The sequence below is a fragment of the Roseiarcus fermentans genome, from assembly GCF_003315135.1.
Classification (GTDB): Bacteria; Pseudomonadota; Alphaproteobacteria; order Rhizobiales; family Beijerinckiaceae; genus Roseiarcus; species Roseiarcus fermentans.
The window spans coordinates 100,039-120,646 of the sequence record NZ_QNRK01000004.1; the positions used below are offsets into that span (position 1 = coordinate 100,039).

Genomic DNA, 20,608 nt, shown 5'->3' on the forward strand with positions numbered 1-20,608 from the left:
TCGCGCGCGGCTTCGCGCCGCACACACACATCGAGGATCAATCATGAGACAATACAGTTCGACCGCCCTTGCCCTGACGCTGTCGCTGATCGCCGTTCCCGCCCTCGCCGCACAACAGGCCACCGTCTACCGCTCGCCCAGTTGCGGCTGCTGCGAGGGTTGGGTCGCCTATCTGAAATCGAACGGCTTCGACGCCACGGCCGTTTCGACCGACGATCTCGGGGCGATCAAGGCGAAGATGAACGTCCCCGCCGACATGCAGTCGTGCCACACGGCGACGATCGCCGGATATGGGGTCGAGGGCCACGCGCCGATCGAGGCGATCGCCAGGCTCCTCGCCGAGAGACCCCATGTAACCGGGATCGCCGTCCCCGGCATGCCGGGCGGCTCGCCCGGCATGCCGGGACCGAAAGAACCCTTCACGGTCTTCACTTTCGGGCCCGCAGGCGAAACCGAGTTCATGCGCTTTTGACCACCTTCGCGGCCGCCGCTTCGACCGGCGATCGGTCGGGGCGGCGGCGCCGCTCCGTCACCGATGAATTGCAAAGGACTTCTCATGTTCAACCAGACGACTTCGAAACGATCCGCCCCTCTGTCGAGCGCCGCTGTAATCGCTGCGGCGACCTTGGTTCTGAGCTTCCAGGGCGCGAACGCCCATTCCGGGATGGAGGCGGGCGCGATGCCCGGCATGGCCGGCGCGGCGGCCGCGCAAGAGCTCACGGTGGGCGAACCGGGCGCCCCGACCAAGGTCGATCGAACCATAGCGATCACAATGAAGGAACTGAGCTTCGAGCCGAATTCCGTAAACGTTCGGCTGAACGAGACCATCCGCTTTGTCGTCTCGAACAAGAGTGAAGTCGATCACGAACTGGTCCTCGGCGACGTCGAAGCCCAGACCGCGCACCGCAAGGAAATGATCGAGATGCTGGAGAAGGGGCAGGACATGCATGGCGACGACGATCCCAATGCAGTCGCGGTGAAAGCCGGCGAGACGCGGGAGCTGATCTGGAAATTCAGCCGGGCCGGGCGCTTCGAATTCGACTGCAATATCCCCGGCCATTTCGAAGCCGGAATGACCGGCGCCATCAATGTCGAGGCGAAGCGGTAGCTCCGAGCGGCGGCAAGCGGTCGGGAGGACTGTGTCCTCCCGGTCGCACGGGGATGGGCGGTCGCGATCTGCAACGGCCGCTCGAATCGCTCGCGGCGAACCGTCGCCCTGCCGCGGAAGACGCCGGCGGCGAGCGTGGCGACCTCGGCTCGCCTTCGACCGCCGCCGCGCCGCCGGTGCGGTCTGGCGGCCCGGCTCCGTCCGTCGTATGAGGCAACGCGAAAGGCCGGCCTCATGCGAATATTGCTCACCAACGACGACGGAATCCACGCCGCGGGCCTCGCGGTGCTCGAGGCGATCGCCGCCGAACTCAGCGACGACGTGGTCGTCGTCGCCCCCGAGAGCGACCAGTCGGGCGTCGCCCACTCGCTGTCCCTCAGCGATCCCCTGCGGCTGCGCGAGATCAGCCCGCGCCACTACGCGGTCAAGGGCACGCCGACCGACTGCGTCATCATGGGCGTGCGCATGATCATGGCCGACAAGCCGCCCGATCTCGTGCTCTCGGGCGTCAACCGCGGGCAGAACGTCGCCGAGGACGTCACCTATTCCGGCACCATCGCCGGCGCGATGGAAGGCGCGATGCTCGGCGTGCCCTCGATCGCGCTGTCTCAGGCCTATGCCGGCGTGCACGGCCGGCCGGCGATCGAATGGGACTCGGCCGAAGCCCACGCGGTCCCGGTGATCCGAAAAATTCTCGCGGCCGGAATCGCCCCCGGCGGCCTCGTCAACGTGAACTTTCCGCCCTGCGCCGCCGACGAGGTCGCCGGCGTCGCCTTCACCCGCCAGGGACGCCGCAACGCCGACCTGATGCGGGTCGAGCAGCGGCGCGACGGCCGCGGCTTTCCCTATTTCTGGCTCATGTTCCAGAAGAGCGAGATTCGCTTCGACGACGGCACCGACCTCGCGGCCCTGGCCGAGCGCAAGATTTCCGTCACCCCGCTCCGGCTCGATCTCACCGACGAGGAATCCCGGTTAAGATTGGAGAAGGCGTTCGCGATTCGGTGACCGAAAGAACGCCCCACGCGGGGAGCGGACTTGAGCGCGTCGGAAGCGGAAGAGCGCGCCCAGTTCACCTTGGCCATGCGCGCCAAGGGGATCGAGAGCATCGACCTTCTGCGGGCGCTGGAGCGCGTGCCGCGGGCGCTGTTCATGCCGCAGCGATTCGCCGACCTCTCGGGCCGCGACATCGCCTTGCCGATCGGCTGCGGCCAGACCTCGCCGCCGCCGTCGGCAGTCGCGGCGATGATCGCCGCGCTGGACATACAGCCGACCGACACGGTCTGCGAAATCGGAACCGGAACAGGCTATTGCACGGCCTTGCTCGCGCAGTTCGCGAAGGAGGTCGTGTCGCTCGAGCGGTTCCAGACGCTGGCTGTGGAAGCCGCTGCGCGGGTTCGCGCCTTCGGCCTCGGGCATGTCGAAATCCTGTGGGCCGACGGCTTCGAGCAGCGCTCGGTCCGGCGGCGCTTCGACAAGGTGATCGCGCACGGGATCGTAGTCCCGCCGGCGCGCGAGTTTCTCGACCTTCTGGCGCCGGGCGGCGCCATGGTCGCCTCGCTGGCGAAGGCGGGCGCGGCGCACCGGATCGTCCGGCTGACCCTCGCCGACGACGGCCCGGTGCGGATCGCCGACTACGGCAGGGCGAGGGGCTTGCGGCCGCTCGAGCGCGGCCTCTCGCGCGCGCTCTGACCGGACCAAGCCGCGGCCCGCCGCGCGGCGGGCGAGCCCAAGGGTCAGGAATGATTCATCTTAAACCCTCCATTAACTCGAATGATCCACAGTCCCGCGTGTCGCCGTTCGCGTAACCACGGGTTCAAGCACATGAGTGATCGCGTTGCGTTTCTGGAAGGACGCGCCGTCCCGCGGCTGGCGCTGACGGGCCTAGCCCTGATCTGGCTGTCCGGCTGCTCGCAGGACGTGGCGCGATTCGACAGCAACCCGCTCTCCAATCCCTTCGCGACGCAGACCGCCCAGGCGACGCCGCCGGCCGCGGCGGCGCCCGCCGGTCAGGCGGCCGCCGCGCCGCTCGCGCCCGCCGCTTCCGTGGCGAGCGCTCCGCTTCCGGCGCCGGCCGCCTCGACCGCCCAGGCGGTCGGCGGATCGGCCAAGGGCTGGAGCGCGGCCGGCGGCACGCCGGTCACGGTCGCAAACGGCGAGAACCTCGACGCGCTGTCGCGCCGCTACGGGGTGCCGTCCTCGGCGCTGCTCGCCGCCAACGGCCTCTCGAGCCCCGCCGAGGTCCGCAGCGGCATGCGCATCGTGGTCCCGGTCTACAACGCCGGCGGCCGCGCCGTCGCCTCGGCGCCGGCGGCCAGGGACGACGCGAAGGCGGTCGCCGACGCCGCCCCGAAGGCGAAGAAGCGCACGGAAGAGGTGGCCGACGCCGGCGACAAGCCCGCCAAGGTGAAGAAAGCCGAAGACAAGGCGAAGAAGGCCGAGGACAGGACGGCCGCCAAGACCGCCGCCGCGAAGGGTCCGGACCTGCCGGAGAAGCCCGAGCCCGCCCAGGTCGCCAAAGCCGATCCGGCGAAGCCGGACGCCCAGAAGACGGCCGGCAAGAAGCAGGGGGTCGACGACACCCCCACCGGCGCCGTCGATTCGAAGGCGGGCGCCAAGGAGCCGGCCGCGGAAGCCGACGCCTCGGGGGCGAACCCGGAATTCCGCTGGCCGGCGCGCGGCCGCATCATCCAGGGCTTCAAGACCGGCGGCAACGACGGCATCGACATCTCGGTGCCGACGGGAACCTCGGTGCGCGCCGCCGAGAGCGGCGTCGTCGTCTATTCCGGCGACGGGCTCAAGGGCTACGGCAATCTGGTGCTGATCAAGCACCCCAACGGTTACGTGACCGCTTACGCCAACAACGGCGAACTCGACGTCAAACGCGGCGAGCAGGTCAAGCGCGGCCAGGTGATCGCCAAGTCCGGCGACACCGGCAACGTGAATGCGCCCCAGCTCCACTTCGAGCTGCGCAAGGGATCGACCCCGGTCGATCCGACGAGCTATCTCGCCGGTCTCTGACGGCGGGAAACGAGGTCCAGCCTCCAGTCTGGACGCCCAAAGGGCCGGCGGGGATCGCCGCGAGACACGTCATCCCCATTCGGCCGCTCGAGGCGGCGGGTCCCAGGAAAGGCCCGCCGCCTCATAATCATATCACTGCTTCGGGACGCCTCGCCGGTCGGCGCAACAGGGCCTCCCGACGCCGCCCGGCGTCTCGAGCGGGAGCGCATGAGGCGCTGCCGGCCAGACTCGCCGCGGACCGATCCTCGCAATCGAACCTGTCCGGAGCGTATGCGTCGCGCCCGCGCGTCGCTGCGCCGGCGCGCACGGGCCTTCGGCCGGGTCGCCGGGCTCGACCTCTCCATGGGAACCAACCTCCAGGCGGACCGTTCATGGTGCGCTGCAATATTTCTTGGATGGCCCCGGATTTCGTGCACGCCACATCGAGTGCAACCATGAGTTCAGCCCTCAGGCTACGATCGCGCGTCTCCCTTCTCTCGAACATCCAGACAATCGCGAAAGCCCATCCCTATGCCGTGGCGGGCGGCGCCCTGACCGTGGGAGTCCTGGCGATATCGGCCCTGGTGAACCGCCGCTTCGCCAGGGCAGCCGAACACGACAATCCGCCGGCCGGCCAATTCCTGGACGTGAACGGCGTCCGGCTTCACTATCTCGAACGCGGCTCGGGCGAGCCGCTCGTCCTGCTGCACGGCAACGGCAGCATGATTCAGGATTTCGAATCGAGCGGACTCCTGGATTTGGCCGCAAGGACGTATCGCGTCATCGCATTCGACCGTCCCGGCTTCGGCCACAGCGATCGCCCGCGCTCCGTCGTCTGGACGCCGGCGGCGCAAGCCGAACTCCTGCGGAGCGCTCTCGATCGGCTCGGCGTGTCGGGGGCCATTGTCCTCGGCCACTCCTGGGGCGCTTCCGTCGCGGTTGCGCTGGCGCTGAAATATCCCGGGCTGGCGCGGGGACTGGTTCTCGTGTCGGGATACTACTACCCGTCCTTTCGTCCGGACGTCGTGGCCTTGTCCGCCCCGGCGGCCCCGCTGATCGGCGACGTCCTCGGACATACCTTGTCGCCGCTCGTCAGTCGGCTCATGTGGCCGCTGATGATGGCGAAGATCTTCGGTCCGCAGTCCGCACCCGAGAAATTCGACGCCTTTCCGAAGGAGATGACCTTCCGTCCGTCTCAGATTCACGCCTCCGCCGCCGAATCGGCGCTGATGATTCCGGACGCATTTTCCTTGCACGACGCGTACCCGAAGCTGAAGATGCCGGTTGCGATCGTCGCGGGCGACGAGGATCGATTGGTCGACGTCGACGCGCAATCTGCGCGGCTGCACGGCGACATTCCCCAGAGCACGTTTCATCGCGTTCCCGGAAACGGCCACATGGTCCATCAAACCGCGACCGACGCGGTGATGTCCGCCATCGACGAAGTGGCGCGGGACGGGTCCAACCCGGATCGCCGCCCGGCCTCGTCCGAGGTCCAGTCGGCGGCTTAGGCGGGTCGATCGAGGCGCCCGCCCGGGCGGCGAGCGCCTCGACGGCGGACGGATAAGGAGCCTGTCGGCGCCGGGGGCGAGACGACCGGCGCGAAATCCAACACCCATTTGAAGGGAACAAGCGGATGGCGAACCCCTGGCTGAAGAAGAATCCATTCCTGAGCATGTGGTTGAGCGGCGCGAACGCGGTCGCCGGGCGCACGCGGCGCGCCGCATCGGCGGAGGCCGGCAAGACCAGAGCCGCTCTCATCAAACAGACCGTGAAATTCTGGACCGGCGCCGGGCAGTCTGCGGCCAAGCCGCGGCGGCGGCGCTGAGCGACGGCGCCGGGCCGGTCCTTCGCGGGCGGCGCGCGGCGCGCGGTTTTTAGCCTGCCGCCGGGACGCTCGGGCGACGAACCCATCGCCTGGGCCGATCGGGCCGCCCCGGTCGGCGCGGGGCCCAATCCGGAAGCGGCCGGTTTTGCCGCCGGAGACAAACGCTCGGCGACGTCCGGCCGGGAACAAAGGCAGCGCCTGGCCGTTGTCGACGCGGTGGCTAGCGGCAGAATGCAATATTCTGTGCAATAGCGTTCGCATCGATCAGGAATAGCCAAATGTTCACTCATCGCAAAGAGCTCATTCAGCCGGTCAATGTCGGCGTCCCCAACGCTCGGTTTGGTACGTATCTTCTGGAGCAGTTCGGCGGCGCCACAGGCGAACTGACGGCCGCCCTGCAATACTGGGTCCAGTCGTTCCACGTCGAGAACGCCGGCATCCGCGATATGCTCCAGGACATCGCGATCGAGGAATTCAGCCATCTCGAGATGGTCGGCAAACTGATCGCGCAGCACACCCGCGACCTCGACGAGACCGCGGTCCACGACGCCCCCCTGTTCAAGCTGAAAGGCGGCGGCCCGCACTTCCTCGACAGTCAGGGCAGTTGCTGGACGGCGAATTATATCCAGGAGGGCGGCAATGTCGTCCGGGACCTTCGCGCGAACATCTCGGCCGAGGCCGGCGCTCGCCAGACCTACGAGGCGCTGATCAAGGCCTGCGACGACGAGGGGACCAAGAAGACCTTGCATCATCTCCTCACCCGCGAGATCACGCACGCCAATATGTTCATGAAGGCGCTGGATTCGATCGGCAAGCTGGACGACCCGTTCTTCGGAAACATCCCGCCGGATGAAACCGTGAAGCTCGTCTTCAATCTCTCGAAGGGCGAGGACGTCCGCGGTCCGTGGAACGAGGAGCCCGATTTCGACTACATCGCGGACCCGCAGCCGGAAGGGGGAATGCCGGCGCCTCCGGTCAACGCCGACGACGAAGGGCACGAGGCGCAGGGGAGGAAGGGGCGAAGAAAGCAGAGCTAGCGCTCATCCCGCCAACGCCGGTCGAGCCGGGCGCGGCCGTGACGCGCCACGGCGCGCGGGCGGAGTCCTGGAGGCGCGCCGGCTAGGCGCTCCCGAACACGTCGTTGGTCTGCGCGGTGACGCGGACGAAGGTGGTGCGCTTCGAGACCTCCTTGAGATGGGCGGCGCCGATGTAGGTCATCATCGAGCGCACCCCGCCCATGATCTCGGCCATGGTGCCTTCGACCGGCCCGCGGTAGGGCGTCTCGACCGTCTTGCCCTCGGCGGCGCGATAGTGGGCGACGCCGCCGGCGTAGCGCTTCATCGCCGTCTGCGACGACATACCGTAGAACGACATGCCGACCGCGACCTGCTCGCCGTCACGCGTCTCGTAGCGGATGTCGCCGGCGCATTCGTCGTGGCCGGCGAGCATGCCCCCGAGCATGACGAAATCGGCGCCCGCGCCGTAGGCCTTGGCGATGTCGCCGGGAACGGTGCAGCCCCCGTCGGCGCAGACCAGACCTTTCAGGCCGTGGGCGGCGTCGGCGCATTCGATGATCGCCGACAATTGCGGATAGCCGACGCCGGTCACGCGCCGCGTCGTGCACACCGACCCGGGGCCGATGCCGATCTTGACGATGTCGGCGCCGGCGATGATCAGCGCTTCGGTCATGTCGCCGGTCACCACGTTGCCGGCCATGATCACCGCGTCCGGATGGTCGTCGCGGACGCGCTTGACGATCTCGAGGAACTTTTCGGCGTAACCGTTGGCGACGTCGAGACAAATGCGCCGGATCGGCGCCGTCTTCGCCACCGCGGCGAGCTTGCGGACGTCGTCGGTCGTCGTGCCGAGGGAATAGAACGCGTGCGTCCCGTCCGGCCCGGCGAAGAATTCCGCCAGTTCGTCCTCCGGATAATGCTTGTGCAAGGCGGTCAGCGCCCCATGTTTACCGAGCGCGCGGGCCATCGCCATGGTCCCGGTTACATCCATATTGGCGGCGATGAGCGGAAAGCCTTTCCACTCCGAGCTCGTGTGCAGGAAACGGAACGCGCGGTTGACGTCGACTGCGCTGCGGGTGTTGAGGGTCGAGCGTTTGGGCCGGATCAGAACGTCCTTGAAATCCAGCTTGACGTCGGTTTCGATGCGCATGAGGAATCCACTACGGAGGACGAAGGCTGGCGTGGCCGTTTCGTTCCTGATCTAACACAAACGCCGGGCAAAGCGTATTGGCGGGGGCGGAGGTCCAGCGATGAGCGACGAACTGATCTTCTACACCCACCCGATGTCACGCGCCCGACTCGTCCGCTGGATGCTGGAGGAGGTCGGCCGGCCCTACACGACCAAGATCCTCGAATTCGGCCATTCGATGAAGGCGCCGGACTATCTGGCGATCAATCCGATGGGCAAGGTTCCCGCCATTCGCCACGGCGAGACGGTGGTCACCGAGGCCGCGGCGATCTGCGCCTACCTCGCCGACGCTTTCCCAGAGGCCGGCCTCGCGCCGCCTCCCGGATCGCGCGAGCGCGGGTCCTATTATCGCTGGCTGTTCTTCGCCGCCGGCCCGCTCGAGGCGGCGGTGACCGACAAGGCGCTCGGCTTCCAGATCCCCTCCGACCGCGAGGCGATGGTGGGCTACGGCAACATCGAGCGCACCCTGGCGGCGCTGGAAGGCGCGCTCTACCGGACGGAATACATCGCCGGCGACCGCTTCACCGCCGCCGACGTCTATGCCGGGTCGGGGATCGGCTGGGGCATGGCGTACGGGAAGGTCGACCGGCGCCCGGCTTTCGAGCGCTACTGGACGCTGATCAGCGAGCGTCCGGCGGCGATCCGGGCGCGCGCCATCGACGACGCTCTGGTCGAGGAGCGGAGGAAGGCGAGCTGAGCGCGAGACGCGCCGGGGGAGGATCGGGTTGATGCGATTGCAAGGCAAGACCGCGCTGGTGACCGGCGCGGGGCAGGGGTTCGGCTTCGGCATCGCCGAGACCTTCGTGCGGGAAGGGGCGCGGGTCGCCTGCCTCGACCTCAGGGCCGACGTCGCCGAGGCGGCGGCCCGCCGCTTCGGCCCGGCGGCGATCGCCCTGACGGCCGACGTCGCGAAGCGGGAGGACGTCGAGCGCGCGGCCAAGGCCGCAATCGAGGCGTTCGGCCGGGTCGACATCGTGGTCAACAACGCCGGCACCACCCACCGCAACAAGCCGCTGATGGAGGTTGAGGAGGCGGAGTTCGACCGTATCTTCGCCGTCAACGTGAAGTCGCTCCTTTTGACCGCGCAGGCGTTCGCGCCCCACATGCGCGCGCACGGCGGCGGCGTCTTCATCAACGTCGGCTCGACCGCGGCGCTCAGGCCCCGGCCGGGGCTCACCGTCTACAACGCCTCGAAAGGGGCGGTTCACGTCATGACGAAGTCGATGGCGGTCGAACTCGCCCCGGACCGGATCCGGGTGTGCGCGCTCGCCCCGGTCGCGGGCGAGACGCCGCTGCTCGCCATGTTCATGGGCGAGGACACGCCGGAGAAGCGGGCGGCGTTCAAGGCGACCGTCCCGCTCGGGCGGTTTTCGACCCCGGCCGACATCGGCGCGGCGGCGCTCTATCTCGCCAGCGACGAGGCGGCCTTTCTGACCGGCGTGATCCTGGAGGTCGACGGCGGGCGCTGTATCTGATGGGGGCCGTCGCCAGCGCCATCTTACCGGCGCAGTCCGGCCTCAAGGTCTGCGGCGGGGACGAGAGGAGTCCGACATGACGACGCTCGCGCTTTACCTCCGTCTCGAAGCCAAGCCCGGCAAGGAGCAGGATGTCGAAACCCTGCTGAAGGACGCCCGCTCGGCGGTGATGAAGGAGCCGGAGACCAAGGCCTGGTTCGCCCTTCGCCTGGGGCCGAGCACGTTTGCGATCTTCGACGCCTTTTCCGACGAGCAAGGCCGCGAAGCCCACCTGAACGGCGCGTTCGCCGCCGCCTTGACGGCGAAGGCGCCGGAACTGTTCGCCAATGCGTTGGAGATCGTTCGCGTCGACGTCGTCGCCGACAAGCTCTCGCCCTGAGCCGGGCGGCCGCGCCTGTCAAGCGGCCGTTTGACGAAGGCGGCGCGCCGTCAGGTCGCGACGGCGAGGGTCGGAAACAGGCGCGCAGCGGTCGCGCCGATCAGAATGATGGTGTCGCCCTGCTGCTCGCGCACGCGGATGCGGCAGCCGGGAGCGGTCAGGCTCCTCGCCAGTCCGATGATTTTCGGCCAGGCGGCGCGGGAATCGTCGAGCGCAACCGCCCGTTCGGCGACGATCACGTCGTCACCCTGCAGCACTTCGAAATCGTAATATTGCAAAGGGTCCCTCCCTGAGGCTGGCGGTCCCTCTCCCGCTGCCGCCTTGTTGTCCGGCGGTCATAACTGAACTTTAGTAGCACAGCGCCGACCTCGTGGCTACGACATCGACGCCAATTCCCTTAGACTTATGGAGCGTTTCGCGACGGTCGGCGCCCCACGAGCGCTTGCCTGCCCCGCGCCGACCGTCGCGCTCCCGTTGCTGACGCAACGGGATCACTCCATCACTTTGCACGCTCGCGGCCGACTGCACGCCTGCCGGGCGCAATGGCCACCCGTGAACCGCTTTCTTCTTGATCTGCGACCGGCGTCGGACGCCGGCGGTCGACCGTTCGCGATCCGTCGCGTTTGTCGCCGCTCCCGCGGGGCGGCGCATTGATCTGGCTCAAAACACGGCGTCAACTGCTTTTTGACGTCGGACCGCTCATGGCCGATCGATGCGCAGCCGGCGCAATTCGATCGCCGGGCAGCGGTTCATGACCACGGTCAGCCCGCGCGCGCGGGCGCGCCCGGCGGCTGGCTCGTTGATCACGCCGAGCTGCATCCAGATCACCCGCGGCGGGGAAGGGAGCGCGAGCGCCGCGTCGACGGCCTCGCCGGCGGCCGCCGAATTGCGGAACACGTCGATCATGTCGAGCGGAACCGGCACGTCTGCGAGCCGGGCGAACGCCGGCCGGCCGCGAATGAGCGCCCCGGCGTGGCCGGGATTGACCGGGAAGGTCTCGTAGCCGCGGTCGATCAGGACGCCGAGCACCTCGTTCGACGGCCGCGTCGGCTTGGGCGAGGCGCCGACGACGGCGATCCGGCGCACGCTGATCAAAATGGCGCGGATCGTCGCGTCGTCGAGGCCGTCGACTGCGGGCATCACGCGCTCCAGTGGGGCTGCCGCTTTTCGAGGAAGGCGGCGATCCCTTCGCTGGAATCGGCCTCGGCGAGATTGTCGACCATCGCTTTGGCGGCGAGGGCGTAGGCGACCGACAGCGGTTCCTCGATCTGCTCGTTGAAGGCGCGCTTGCCGATCGCCAGCGTCGCGGCCGAGCGTCCAGCGATGTCGGCGGCGAGCGCGCGCGCTTCGGCGAGCGCCCGGCCCGCCGGAACCACGCGGTTGACGAGCCCCATCCGCTCGGCTTCGGCGGCGGCGTAGAGCCGTCCGGTCAGCGCCATCTCCATGGCCGCTTTGCGCGACACGGCCCGCCCGACGGCGACCAGCGGCGAGGAGCAGAACAGGCCGATGGCGACGCCGGGCAGGGCGAAGCGCGCCGCCTCGCCCGCGATGGCGAGATCGCAGGAGGCGACGAGCTGGCAGCCGGCCGCGGTCGCGACGCCCTCGACCGCCGCGATCACCGGCTTCGGCAGCGCCACGATCGCCTGCATGAGCGTGGCGCAGCGGGTCATGATCAGTTCATAGAACGCCTGCCCGCGGTCGGGGTCGTTGCGATGCGCCTGGATTTCGCGCAGGTCGTGGCCGGCGCTCAGCGCCGGGCCTTCGCCGGCGAGCACGACCACCCGGGCGGCCTTGTCTCTGGCGATGTCGGCAAAGGCCACGATCAGGGTGTCGATCATGGCGAGGCCGAGCGCGTTGCGGTTCCGGGACTGCGCGAGCGTCAGCGTGACGACGCCGGAATCGTCCTCGCGACGAACGAGTTCGGGCGACGCGGGGGCGGGCGAAGCGGTCATGGTTGTTCCGGGCTGGGCGTGGGCGGATAAGCCTACGCGGGTGGCGCGGCGCAGTAAATGGACTGTCGGCGGCGTTTTCGCGACGAGGCCCGGCGCCGGACGGGGCTTCAACAAGCGTCGGCCTGGAGCCCGGATCCGACGGACGCCGACGCTTTGACCGGCCCGAGCGCGAATCGCGCCTTATCAAGGCTTTGCGGCGAGCTTTTGATTTCTCCGTAACCGCCGAGCCGGCAGCGAACAGCGCCGTCATCGCGAGCGACCCCCGGGTCGAAGAGCCCGGGGGGAAGCGATCCAGGGCCGCTGGGCCGCTGTCGTGGCCTCTGGTCGTCCCGCCGCCCTTCGTCGCGAGCAGAAGACGGAGCGATTTTTTCCGCAGGAAGCAAGCGGCGGCATGGATTGCTTCGTCCCCCCGGGCTCTTCGACCCGGGGGTTGCTCCTCGCAATGACGGGCGACCGTTACGGCCGAGCCGCCGCGAGCGCTTGCAGACACGCCCGGGCTTCCACGCGCGCGTTCCTTCTTCAGAACCCGCCTAGCGCGCCAGATGGTCGCGAAAGAACGCGACGACGGCCTGGTTGAATTGGCTGTGGAAGCGTTGTCGGTCGAACCCGGCCGCGTCGATGCAAAGCTCGGGAAGCCTTTGCGTCAGTCGCGCGTCGCACGGCGTCAGAAACGCGAAATGCGCCGCGCCCTGGACGATATGGACCTCCGGCCGCTGCGGCAGATCGTCGGCGAGCGCGACGACGCTCTGCGGCAGAACGCCGTCGCCGCCATATTGCGATCCCCAGAGCTGGAGCGGCGCCGTCACCTTGCGCAGGCTCGCCGAGGTCGGGAAGAGATTGAGCGGATCGGCGATGACCAGCGCCTTGATCCGCGGGTCGTGCGTCAGCGCCGGCGGCGCCGCGCTGCGCTGCATTTGAGCGCACAGCGGCGCCTGCGGGTCCGGGCAGGGCGCGGTCGCATGGCGAAAATCCGGGTCGGCGCCGACGAGGACGAGACCCGTGTAGCCGCCGCGGGAAAAGCCGAAAAAGCCGATCCGCCGAGGATCGATCCCGACCGCGTGGAAGTCCGGCCCGAGCAGGAAATCCAGCAGGCGCTCGACGTCGGTCGGACGGGTTTCCAGTACGGAAAGATCGCCGGCCCGGCTCATGTCGAGCGCGGTGTCGCCGGGATGATTGAGCGCGACGACCGAGAAGCCCGCGTCCGCCAGCGCCTCGGCCGTGTCGTGATGAGCGAGATACGTCCCGCCGTGCCCGTGCGAGACGACGATGAGCGCAAGCGGCTGGTCGACCGCCGGACAATCCCGCACGCCCGGAACCGTGAACGGCCCGAGCGTAATCGCTTGCGCCGGCGCCCCGCACGGGGTCCAGAGCAGCGCGTGGATCTCGGGGCCCTGCGCATCGGCCGGAACCGTCAGCGATCGCAGGCCCGCCGCCTGGGCGCCCGGCAGGTCGACGGCGACGCCGAGCAGGACGACCGCCGCCGCGACGATGGGGGCGAGCCCGATCGCTCGGAAGCGCCGGCGATGGCTGCGGGCCGCGCCTGCGTGACCGTCGACGCCCGACGGCGCCGGCCGCGCTTCGACGCCCATGGCGCGGTCAGCCTGCGGCTTCACGGGCGTGGATCGCATAGTCGGGCAGGAGCGCGGCGAATTCCTCCCGGCTTGGAAACCCGGCGAAGCGGCGCTTCGCGGGCGTGAACGCCCAGGGCAGTTTCTCGCTCGTGGCGAACTCGACGAAGGGGGTGAAGGCGTCGGGATGGTCGAGCATCGTCGGGCGCACGAACACCACGCCGGCGGCGAGAGTGGGGCGGGTGTAGATCCAGCTCAGGCAATAGGAACAATGGATGTGCTCGGCGGGCCCATGCAGGCCGCCGACGAGGGTTTCGCCCGACACGACCTCGAAGGAGGCGGTCGGATGCAGCGCGCCGAGCGAGAAGGCGCTCGCCGTCATGCGCTGGCACCCGCGACAATGGCACGCGATCGTCAGCACCGGGTCCGAGCGCAGTCGGAAGCGAAGCCGGCCGCATCGGCATCCCCCTTCGTGAATCGGATTGTCCATGGCGCGCCTCATTCTGGTGTTGGAGAAGAATTCGCATCTGGCGCCCGCGCGGCTCGGCCGGAGGGTCCCGCCGTTGGCGACTCCAGAGCATGATGAAATCAAGTGGAAACACCGCCGTCATTGCCAGTTCACGCCGGGGACGCTGCGGCGCCATAGACTGCTTCGCCTTCGGCTCGCAAGGACGGACCTCAATTCTTCCTGGCCTAGCGCTTCTCCGGCGGGATCGCGCGGATCCGATCCGAATGCGCCCGGATGTCGTCGAGACTGAAGGAGAGGTGAACCCGCGTCGGAGACGCGGGTCGCCTGGCGAGCGAAAGGCCGGGGCGCCACTCCCCGACCGGCCGGATCGGCCGCGGCGCAAAACCCCCGCCGCAGTTGGGACAGACGTTACGAAGCTCACGCTCCACGCAGGTCGCGCAGAACGTGCACTCGTAGCTGCAGATGCGCGCCTCGGTCGACTGAGGCGGCAGGTCCTTGTCGCAGAACTCGCAATTGGGGCGAAGCTGCAGAGCCATGGCGCGAAAAATCCTCCGTGAAGCGTGGGCGATGAGGCACAACCGGGCAGATTCCGGGCGCCGCCCTGTAGGGCGCGCTCGTTGAGCGCGCCGGCTGGGTCAGCGACCCAGCCCTACACCGGCGCCCGCAAATCCGTCCCGGGTACGACGAGGCTTCGTCAGCAGCGCGCGCTGATGAGCATCGTGTCGAGCGTGAAGCTGCCGTCCGGCTCGATCTCGAAATGGCGGACGACCTCGCTGGGCGCGAGCTTGCCGAGGGCGCGAATCGCCTCCGCTTGCACGGCGGGCGTTCGGATCCGCTCGATCCAGGAGCGAAACTCCAGACGCACCCGAAACCGTGCGCTCGTCTCGACGGCGAAGCCCGCCGCCTCGACCAGGTCGCGCCAATGCGACAGCGAATAGGCCCGAACGTGCGAAGGGTCGCGGATCAGATCGAACGCCTGAAGCCAGGTATCGAGGAGCGGCTGTTCGGGAGCGACGACGTCCATGACGACCAGCAGGCCGCCGGGCTTGAGAACGCGACGCGCCTCCGACAATCCGGCGGGCACGCTGTTCCAGTGATGGGCGCTGTGGCGCGTGGCGACGATGTCGAAGGCGGCGTCCGGGAACGGCAACCGCTCCGCGGCGCCGCATTGCGCCGACAAATTGGACAAGCCCCTCCGGTCGGCCTCCGCCCGCACCGCCGCCGTCATCGCTTCCGACAGATCGTAAGCGACGACGCTCAGCGACAGCGGGGCGAGGGCGAAGGCGACGTGGCCGCCGCCGCAGCCCAGATCGAGGGCGGCGCCCGGGGGACGCGCGGAAACGATGTCCGTGAAGCGCGCGAGATCGTCGCCGCGCGCGTGGACCGCGCTCGCGACATAGGCCTGCGCCTGGGGGCCGAATTGTGCGTCGACGAACGCTTCGTGTGTCCGGTCTGTCATTGGGTTCCTCATGATCGCGCCTGTCGCCGGCGCGTCTGCGCCGTCCTTTTCGTCGTCACTTCTTCGCCAGCGCCGGATTGAGCGCGTAATCGGCGGTTGCGGCGCCGCTGGCCAGGATGTGCCCCTCGGCGGCCGCGAGCGCCGCCTCGCCGTCGAACGCCCCGGTCAGTCCCAGGGTGGCGACGTCGAGAGCGATCACCCGAATCGAATAGCGGTGGACGCGCTCGTCATTGGCCGGCGGACACGGGCCGTCGTAGCCGCCATAGAGGCCGGCCATGCCGTGCACGTTGGCGAGAAACGTCGTGTAGACGTTGGCGCCGCGTCTTCCGTGTCCGGTTTCGCCGACCGGCTTGCCTCCGGGAACCAGTCTGTCGCCGTCCTCGCCTTGCGCCAGCGCGGTGCGGGAGGACGGGACGTCGACGAGCGCCCAGTGAAAGACGCGAACGCGGGGGGCTGCAGCGGGAATCGTCACGCCCGCCCGGTTGATCTGGCCGAAATCCTGCGGAACGTCGGGATCGGTCATCAGGATGGCGTAGGAGCGGGTTCCCGGAGGCCCTGCGGTCCAGGAGATCGCCGGGCTCACGTCCTTCCGGGCGCTGGACGCCGGCGGGCAGAAGGCGGCGGAGTCCGGAAACCAGCCGCCCGCGTCCAGACCGTCGATCCGAACGGAGAGGGTCGCCTCCGAGGCGATCGCCGGGATCGGCGACGCCAGACCGGCGAGGAGCGCAAGGCCCCTGCAAACGCTGACTTTTCTGTGCATTGATGTCGTCCCTTGATCGGTTCGTCTCGACGCGACCATAGGGATCGAGGGCCGGGCGAGCGGTCACATTCCGATCAGGAATGCGCCGGAATCGATCACGGCGACGCGGACGGCGATTTTCCTCCACGGCGGCGCGCCACGGACGGCGCAACGCCGAAGAAACGCTTGAAATGCCGGGAAAAGTGCGATCGCGAGGCGTATCCCGCGGCGGCGACGGCGTCGGCGACGTCCGCGTCGCGGTCGGCGAGGATCGTGTGCGCCGCCGTCATCCGCTCCGACAACAGGAGCGCCCGGAACGTCTGCCCCTTCTCCCGCAGGCGACGGCGCAAGGTCGCCTCCGACATCGACAGTTCCGCCGCCACCCGCGCTTCCGGCCAGGCCTGATCGAGCCGATGGCGAACCAGCAGCCGCACCGCTTCGACGACCGAGCCGTCGACATATTTCGGGGCGAGCGGCAATGCGCCGCTTTCGGCGAGGATCAGGATGATTTCAAGAATGCGGTGGTCGGTCGCCCGCCCCGACGCCTGCGCGGCGCCGGACACCGCTTCCGCGGCGTGAACGATCGCCGAGCCCAGAGCCGGCCCCACCGCGACCGATCGCCCTTCGATCGGATGGGAGCTTCGCAAATGCGGCCACAACCGCGCCGCCTCGATGATCAGCGGCCGCGAAAACCGCACGAACAGGGCGCGGTAGACCCCGCTCGCGCCATCGGGCTCGTTGACCACGTCCAGGCGCGCCCCGGCCGGGAGGATGAAGGCGTCTCCGGCCTCGTAGACGCGCCTGTCGGCGCCCCAGAACGCCTCCTTGCGCCCCTCGAGCACCACGACGAGACCGGCCGACGGCATCGAAAGCTGCGAGATCGTCTCACGATCTCTTGCGACGAAGGCCGAAATCAGCGGCGGTTCGTCGCCGCCTTGGCCCTTGCGCGTGTCGCGCTGGGCGAGGCGCCGCAGCCGCTCCAGCAGCCGACGCCGGCTTTCGGACTCCGGCGCGCCGTGAACGGCTTCAAACGGTTGTTCAGCCAGAGCGGCCATTGTCGCGAACTCCATCCCTTCGCCCGATACGCCCGTCGCACGGCGACACGGCGACGGCGGTGGCGTTTCTTAAGCGGAGACGCGATGCGGGGCCAACGGGCGACCGTTTCGGGGGGCGGTTCGACTCCTTGGCCATGCGCCGCCTTCGGCTTCGCGGCTTGTCCGCGTCGCCGGCCTCAGCGGCGCGCGTCCTTCGGCGTCTCGCCCTTCGGCCAATCCTCGACCTTGCCGGGAAAGTCGGGCCGCGGCCGATGGGTGAAGTAGTCGGCGACGTCGAGCGCGTCCTGATCCGCGAGGCCGCCTTGTCCTTGCGGGAAAGACGTCGAATGCGCCACCGGCATGTTCGACTTGACGAACGACGCCGCGATGAAGGTGCGCGCCATTCCCGCGCCGAGGTTGAAGGACTCGTCGCCCCAGAGCGGCGGGATGAGCCATTGGCCGCCGACGGCCTTCGCGCCTCGGCCGTCGAGCCCGTGGCAGACGGCGCAGTTGGCCGCAAACAGCGTCTCGCCGCGCGCCCGATCGGGGACGAGGGCGGCGTCCACCTCGGCGAAGCCGCGGCCGACGATCGCGCCGTCGGCGGTCGTATCCCCCTTCATCCAGGCCATGGCGGCGACCATGGCTTGCATGGCCTTCGAATCGGTCGCCATCGGCTTGCCGTTCATCGAGCGCTGGAAGCAGCCGTTGATGCGGTCATCGATCGAGATGACGCGGCCCGCCCGGGCGTTGTACGTGGGAAAGAGCGCGACGAGGCCGTTGAACGGCGAGGCGTCGGCGACCGTGCCGCCGTTGAGGTGGCAACTCGAACAGGTCAGCGCGTCGCCGACATTGTCGGGCAGCAACGCCTTGGTTTCGGTCAGGAGGCGCATGCCGAGGACGAGCTGGTCGGCGTTCGGCGCCGCCAGCATGTCGGCGAACCGCCACACCGTGAACGGCGACGGCGGGGTCGGCGCGAGGGCCAGCGCCCGGCGCTGCGCCTCGACCTGCGCGGCCGTGATCGCGGCGCCGTCATTGCCCCAGTTCGTCCGCGCGAAAGTGAGGATCTCCGCCAGCTCCGTGTCGCTCAGCCGGTCGTAGGCCGGCATGGTGAAGGCGTGGTTCGCATGCCGCGTCGTCGCTTCGCGCCAGCCGGTCAGGGCCACGTGGACGACCGAGGTCGGATCGTCGGACGTCACCGAATCGTTGCCGGCGAGCGGCGGGAAGACGCCCGGCGCGCCGCGACCGTCCCGTCCGTGGCAGGACGAACAGAACTGGTCGTATCCGAGGCCGCCGCGGGTCGTGGTCAGGGTTTCCGGAACGGAGCCGGCGACCGTCGTCGAAGGCGCGCCGCTTCCGGTCGAGAGGGAAGCGAGGAAGCCGGCGACGGCGGCGAGATCGGCGTCCGAAACATATTGTGTGCTGTCGGTCACCACCTCGGTCATCGAGCCGAAGGCGGCGGCGTGGCCGTTGACGCCGGTTTTCAGGAACTGCGCGATCGCGTCCGGCCGCCACGCATTGCGCAGGCTGACGGCGTACCATGGCGGAACGGTCGCGCCGGACAGATAGGCTGCGTCCTCGGGGCGCGTCGTCACCTCCTGCATGCCGATCCCGCGCGGCGTGTGGCAGGCGCCGCAATGGCCGAGGCCCTCGACGATGTAGGCGCCGCGATTCCATTGCCCGTCCTGCGACGGATCGTCGACGAACCGGCGCGGGTCGAAGAACGCGGTCTTCCAGAGCCCGAGCCCAAGCCGGATGTTGAAGGGAAAGCGCATCGCGTCGGGCGTGTTCGGCCGGTCGACCGGCGCGACGCCCTTGATGAAATAGGCGTAGAGCGAGCGGACGTCGTCGTCGCTGATCCGGGCGAACGACGGATAGGGCATCGCCGGATAGAGATTGTCTCCGGCGCCGCCGACGCCGCGGCGCAGCGCCCCTTCGAACTGGGCCAGCGTGTAGCGGCCGATGCCGGTCGTGGGATCGGGGGTGATGTTGGGCGAGGTGACGCGGCCGAACGGCGTGTCGAACGCGACGCCGCCGGCCATCGGCGCGCCGTCCTTCGCCGTATGGCACGCGCCGCAGTCGCCGAGCCGCGCCAGATAGGCGCCGCGCGCGACGGCGGCTTCGTCCATCGGCGGCGCGGCGAGCATGGAGGCTGGCGCCGGCAGCGGCGTCAGCGCCCACCCCAGCGCGCCGAACCCCGCCGCGACCACGGCCACGCCAGCGACGATCAGTCGGTTCATCGCACCCCCCCTTTGCGGCTCCCGCGCGCGGCGGCGTGGGCATGGCCGGCGAAGGCCGCGCCGTTCCGTCGAGCCGCAGTCGCCCGCGGCGCCCGGTGTCATGGCGACACAGTGAAGGACGGCGGCGCAGGACGCAAACGCCGCGCCGCCGCGGCTGCCGCCACGCATCCGCTCCGGCGCAGTCGTCGAGGCGACAAAACGCAAGCGCGCCTCCGGTCGGCGCCACAATAGCGGTCGCGTGACAGGAGTTTGCAACCTTTCCGTAGAGCAGGGCCATCTGTGCCGAAGCGGCCCTCGCCGCCATGGACTCCTCCGCGCCTTCGGCCGACTCGCCTGCTTCTGGCGTCGTCGCCTTTTTTGACGCAGAAAAGCCTTATTTCTGCATGGTTTTCAATTCAGTTTTTTTGAATTGTTTTTTACATATGGGGTCGGGCATGACCAAGCCAGCCGGCGTTTCCACCAACAGCGACGCGTTCACGTGGATCGGTTCGACGGGGGGCTGGTGGGGCCTGGCGACGAACTGGCAGGACACGACGACGGGCCAGAACCCGGCGACGACGGCTCCGGGCTCGAAGAACGCGGTGACGATCGCGGGGGCGACGGGCCTTGCCTACGAGGTGATCAGGGGCGGCGGGGCGGCGGCGCGGGTCGGGCTCACCAACCAGATCGACCTCGTGGGGACTTACACGTTCGGCGCGCTGACGGTCGGATCGGAGACTCTGGTCCCGAAGGGCGCGGCTGCGTTCGTCCCCGGCAATCTGATGCTCGGCTCCGGCTCGGCTCTGACTCTGGGCGCGCTCGACCTGCTCGACGGCCAGATGACGGTCGGGGCCGGGACGAGCGTGACGGCCTCGGGCGCGGTGAGCCTCGGCCAGTCCGCGCAGGCCGGCGTTCCGACCGGGGGGTCGACGACCGGATCGTCCGCGGCGGCGAGCGGCGCCCTGACGGTGAGCGGCGGCGGCGTCTTCACGGCTTCGGGCAGCCTGTCGGTGGTCGACGGGTCGCTGACCGTCGACGGCGCGGGGAGCGCGGTGAGCGTCGGCGGCAATATGCAACTGGGCGCGGCGGCGACGTCGACCGGCACGCGCTCGTCGTCCGCGTCCTCGGGGACCGTGACCCTGACGAACGGCGCCCGCCTTTCGGTCGCCGGGTCCGTCA

At 69.1% G+C, this 20,608-nt stretch carries 23 protein-coding genes; 12 read left to right on the forward strand and 11 right to left on the reverse strand.

Annotation, left to right across the window (positions count from 1 at the left end):
* The first annotated feature begins 43 nt into the window (after positions 1-43).
* The 8 genes from DFR50_RS04705 (at position 44) to DFR50_RS04740 (ending at position 6,970) form a co-directional block, all read left to right on the forward strand.
* Entirely contained in the window at positions 44-472 is a 429-nt protein-coding gene (locus DFR50_RS04705) for a DUF411 domain-containing protein (RefSeq protein WP_113888050.1), read from the forward strand.
* A gap of 84 nt (positions 473-556) precedes the next feature.
* The gene (locus DFR50_RS04710; RefSeq protein ID WP_170153053.1) at positions 557-1,108 is read left to right on the forward strand and encodes a cupredoxin domain-containing protein; all 552 of its coding nucleotides are present in this window, start codon (positions 557-559) and stop codon (positions 1,106-1,108) included.
* Positions 1,109-1,342: 234 nt separating this feature from the next.
* Positions 1,343-2,113: a 5'/3'-nucleotidase SurE gene (surE, locus tag DFR50_RS04715; RefSeq protein WP_113888052.1), complete on the forward strand. Its 771-nt coding sequence runs from the start codon at positions 1,343-1,345 to the stop codon at positions 2,111-2,113.
* Between the two features lie 30 nt (positions 2,114-2,143).
* Entirely contained in the window at positions 2,144-2,797 is a 654-nt protein-coding gene (locus DFR50_RS04720) for a protein-L-isoaspartate O-methyltransferase family protein (protein WP_113888053.1), read from the forward strand.
* 132 nt (positions 2,798-2,929) lie between these two features.
* Positions 2,930-4,126 carry a M23 family metallopeptidase gene (locus DFR50_RS04725; protein WP_113888054.1) on the forward strand — a complete coding sequence of 399 codons (1,197 nt, stop codon included), beginning with the start codon at positions 2,930-2,932 and terminating at the stop codon, positions 4,124-4,126.
* A gap of 434 nt (positions 4,127-4,560) precedes the next feature.
* Entirely contained in the window at positions 4,561-5,616 is a 1,056-nt protein-coding gene (locus tag DFR50_RS04730) for an alpha/beta fold hydrolase (protein WP_113888055.1), read from the forward strand.
* 125 nt (positions 5,617-5,741) lie between these two features.
* A complete protein-coding gene (locus DFR50_RS04735) occupies positions 5,742-5,933 on the forward strand; it encodes a hypothetical protein (RefSeq protein WP_113888056.1) in 192 nt (63 codons plus the stop codon).
* A gap of 278 nt (positions 5,934-6,211) precedes the next feature.
* The gene (locus tag DFR50_RS04740) at positions 6,212-6,970 is read left to right on the forward strand and encodes a manganese catalase family protein (RefSeq protein WP_113888057.1); all 759 of its coding nucleotides are present in this window, start codon (positions 6,212-6,214) and stop codon (positions 6,968-6,970) included.
* An 82-nt stretch (positions 6,971-7,052) separates the two neighbouring features.
* Here DFR50_RS04740 and DFR50_RS04745 read toward each other — a convergent pair whose 3' ends face one another.
* Positions 7,053-8,099, reverse strand: a complete 1,047-nt coding sequence (locus tag DFR50_RS04745) for a GMP reductase (protein WP_113888058.1) — start codon at positions 8,097-8,099, stop codon at positions 7,053-7,055.
* Between the two features lie 100 nt (positions 8,100-8,199).
* Between DFR50_RS04745 and DFR50_RS04750 the strand changes: the two genes are divergently transcribed.
* The 3 genes from DFR50_RS04750 (at position 8,200) to DFR50_RS04760 (ending at position 9,992) form a co-directional block, all read left to right on the forward strand.
* On the forward strand, positions 8,200-8,835 hold the full coding sequence (locus DFR50_RS04750) for a glutathione S-transferase family protein (protein WP_113888059.1): 636 nt from the start codon (positions 8,200-8,202) through the stop codon (positions 8,833-8,835).
* Between the two features lie 31 nt (positions 8,836-8,866).
* The gene (locus tag DFR50_RS04755; protein ID WP_113888060.1) at positions 8,867-9,613 is read left to right on the forward strand and encodes a glucose 1-dehydrogenase; all 747 of its coding nucleotides are present in this window, start codon (positions 8,867-8,869) and stop codon (positions 9,611-9,613) included.
* A gap of 76 nt (positions 9,614-9,689) precedes the next feature.
* The gene (locus DFR50_RS04760) at positions 9,690-9,992 is read left to right on the forward strand and encodes a putative quinol monooxygenase (RefSeq protein WP_113888061.1); all 303 of its coding nucleotides are present in this window, start codon (positions 9,690-9,692) and stop codon (positions 9,990-9,992) included.
* Positions 9,993-10,042: 50 nt separating this feature from the next.
* Here DFR50_RS04760 and DFR50_RS04765 read toward each other — a convergent pair whose 3' ends face one another.
* From DFR50_RS04765 to DFR50_RS04810, 10 genes are all read right to left on the reverse strand, one after another.
* Positions 10,043-10,270: a hypothetical protein gene (locus DFR50_RS04765; RefSeq protein ID WP_113888062.1), complete on the reverse strand. Its 228-nt coding sequence runs from the start codon at positions 10,268-10,270 to the stop codon at positions 10,043-10,045.
* Between the two features lie 421 nt (positions 10,271-10,691).
* Positions 10,692-11,132, reverse strand: coding sequence for a CoA-binding protein (locus DFR50_RS04770; protein WP_113888063.1), 441 nt, complete (start codon positions 11,130-11,132; stop codon positions 10,692-10,694).
* Positions 11,132-11,944: an enoyl-CoA hydratase gene (locus DFR50_RS04775; protein WP_113888064.1), complete on the reverse strand. Its 813-nt coding sequence runs from the start codon at positions 11,942-11,944 to the stop codon at positions 11,132-11,134. The genes DFR50_RS04770 and DFR50_RS04775 overlap by 1 nt, the downstream gene beginning before the upstream one ends.
* A 530-nt stretch (positions 11,945-12,474) precedes the next feature.
* Positions 12,475-13,557, reverse strand: coding sequence for an alpha/beta hydrolase family protein (locus DFR50_RS04780; protein ID WP_245427312.1), 1,083 nt, complete (start codon positions 13,555-13,557; stop codon positions 12,475-12,477).
* Positions 13,541-14,002 (reverse strand): GFA family protein, encoded by a 462-nt coding sequence (locus DFR50_RS04785; RefSeq protein ID WP_113888065.1) that lies wholly within the window; start codon positions 14,000-14,002, stop codon positions 13,541-13,543. The genes DFR50_RS04780 and DFR50_RS04785 overlap by 17 nt, the downstream gene beginning before the upstream one ends.
* Before the next feature lie 203 nt (positions 14,003-14,205).
* On the reverse strand, positions 14,206-14,517 hold the full coding sequence (locus DFR50_RS04790; RefSeq protein WP_113888066.1) for a DUF1272 domain-containing protein: 312 nt from the start codon (positions 14,515-14,517) through the stop codon (positions 14,206-14,208).
* A gap of 158 nt (positions 14,518-14,675) precedes the next feature.
* The gene (locus DFR50_RS04795) at positions 14,676-15,440 is read right to left on the reverse strand and encodes a class I SAM-dependent methyltransferase (RefSeq protein WP_113888067.1); all 765 of its coding nucleotides are present in this window, start codon (positions 15,438-15,440) and stop codon (positions 14,676-14,678) included.
* A gap of 55 nt (positions 15,441-15,495) precedes the next feature.
* Complete coding sequence (locus DFR50_RS04800; RefSeq protein ID WP_113888068.1) at positions 15,496-16,200, reverse strand: YbhB/YbcL family Raf kinase inhibitor-like protein; 705 nt, start codon at positions 16,198-16,200, stop codon at positions 15,496-15,498.
* Between the two features lie 95 nt (positions 16,201-16,295).
* Positions 16,296-17,234, reverse strand: coding sequence for a helix-turn-helix transcriptional regulator (locus tag DFR50_RS04805; RefSeq protein ID WP_113888167.1), 939 nt, complete (start codon positions 17,232-17,234; stop codon positions 16,296-16,298).
* 176 nt (positions 17,235-17,410) lie between these two features.
* The gene (locus DFR50_RS04810; RefSeq protein WP_113888069.1) at positions 17,411-19,450 is read right to left on the reverse strand and encodes a c-type cytochrome; all 2,040 of its coding nucleotides are present in this window, start codon (positions 19,448-19,450) and stop codon (positions 17,411-17,413) included.
* A gap of 434 nt (positions 19,451-19,884) precedes the next feature.
* Between DFR50_RS04810 and DFR50_RS31885 the strand changes: the two genes are divergently transcribed.
* Positions 19,885-20,608, forward strand: a 724-nt coding sequence (locus tag DFR50_RS31885; protein WP_170153054.1) for a hypothetical protein, incomplete at its 3' end; no start/stop codon positions are given.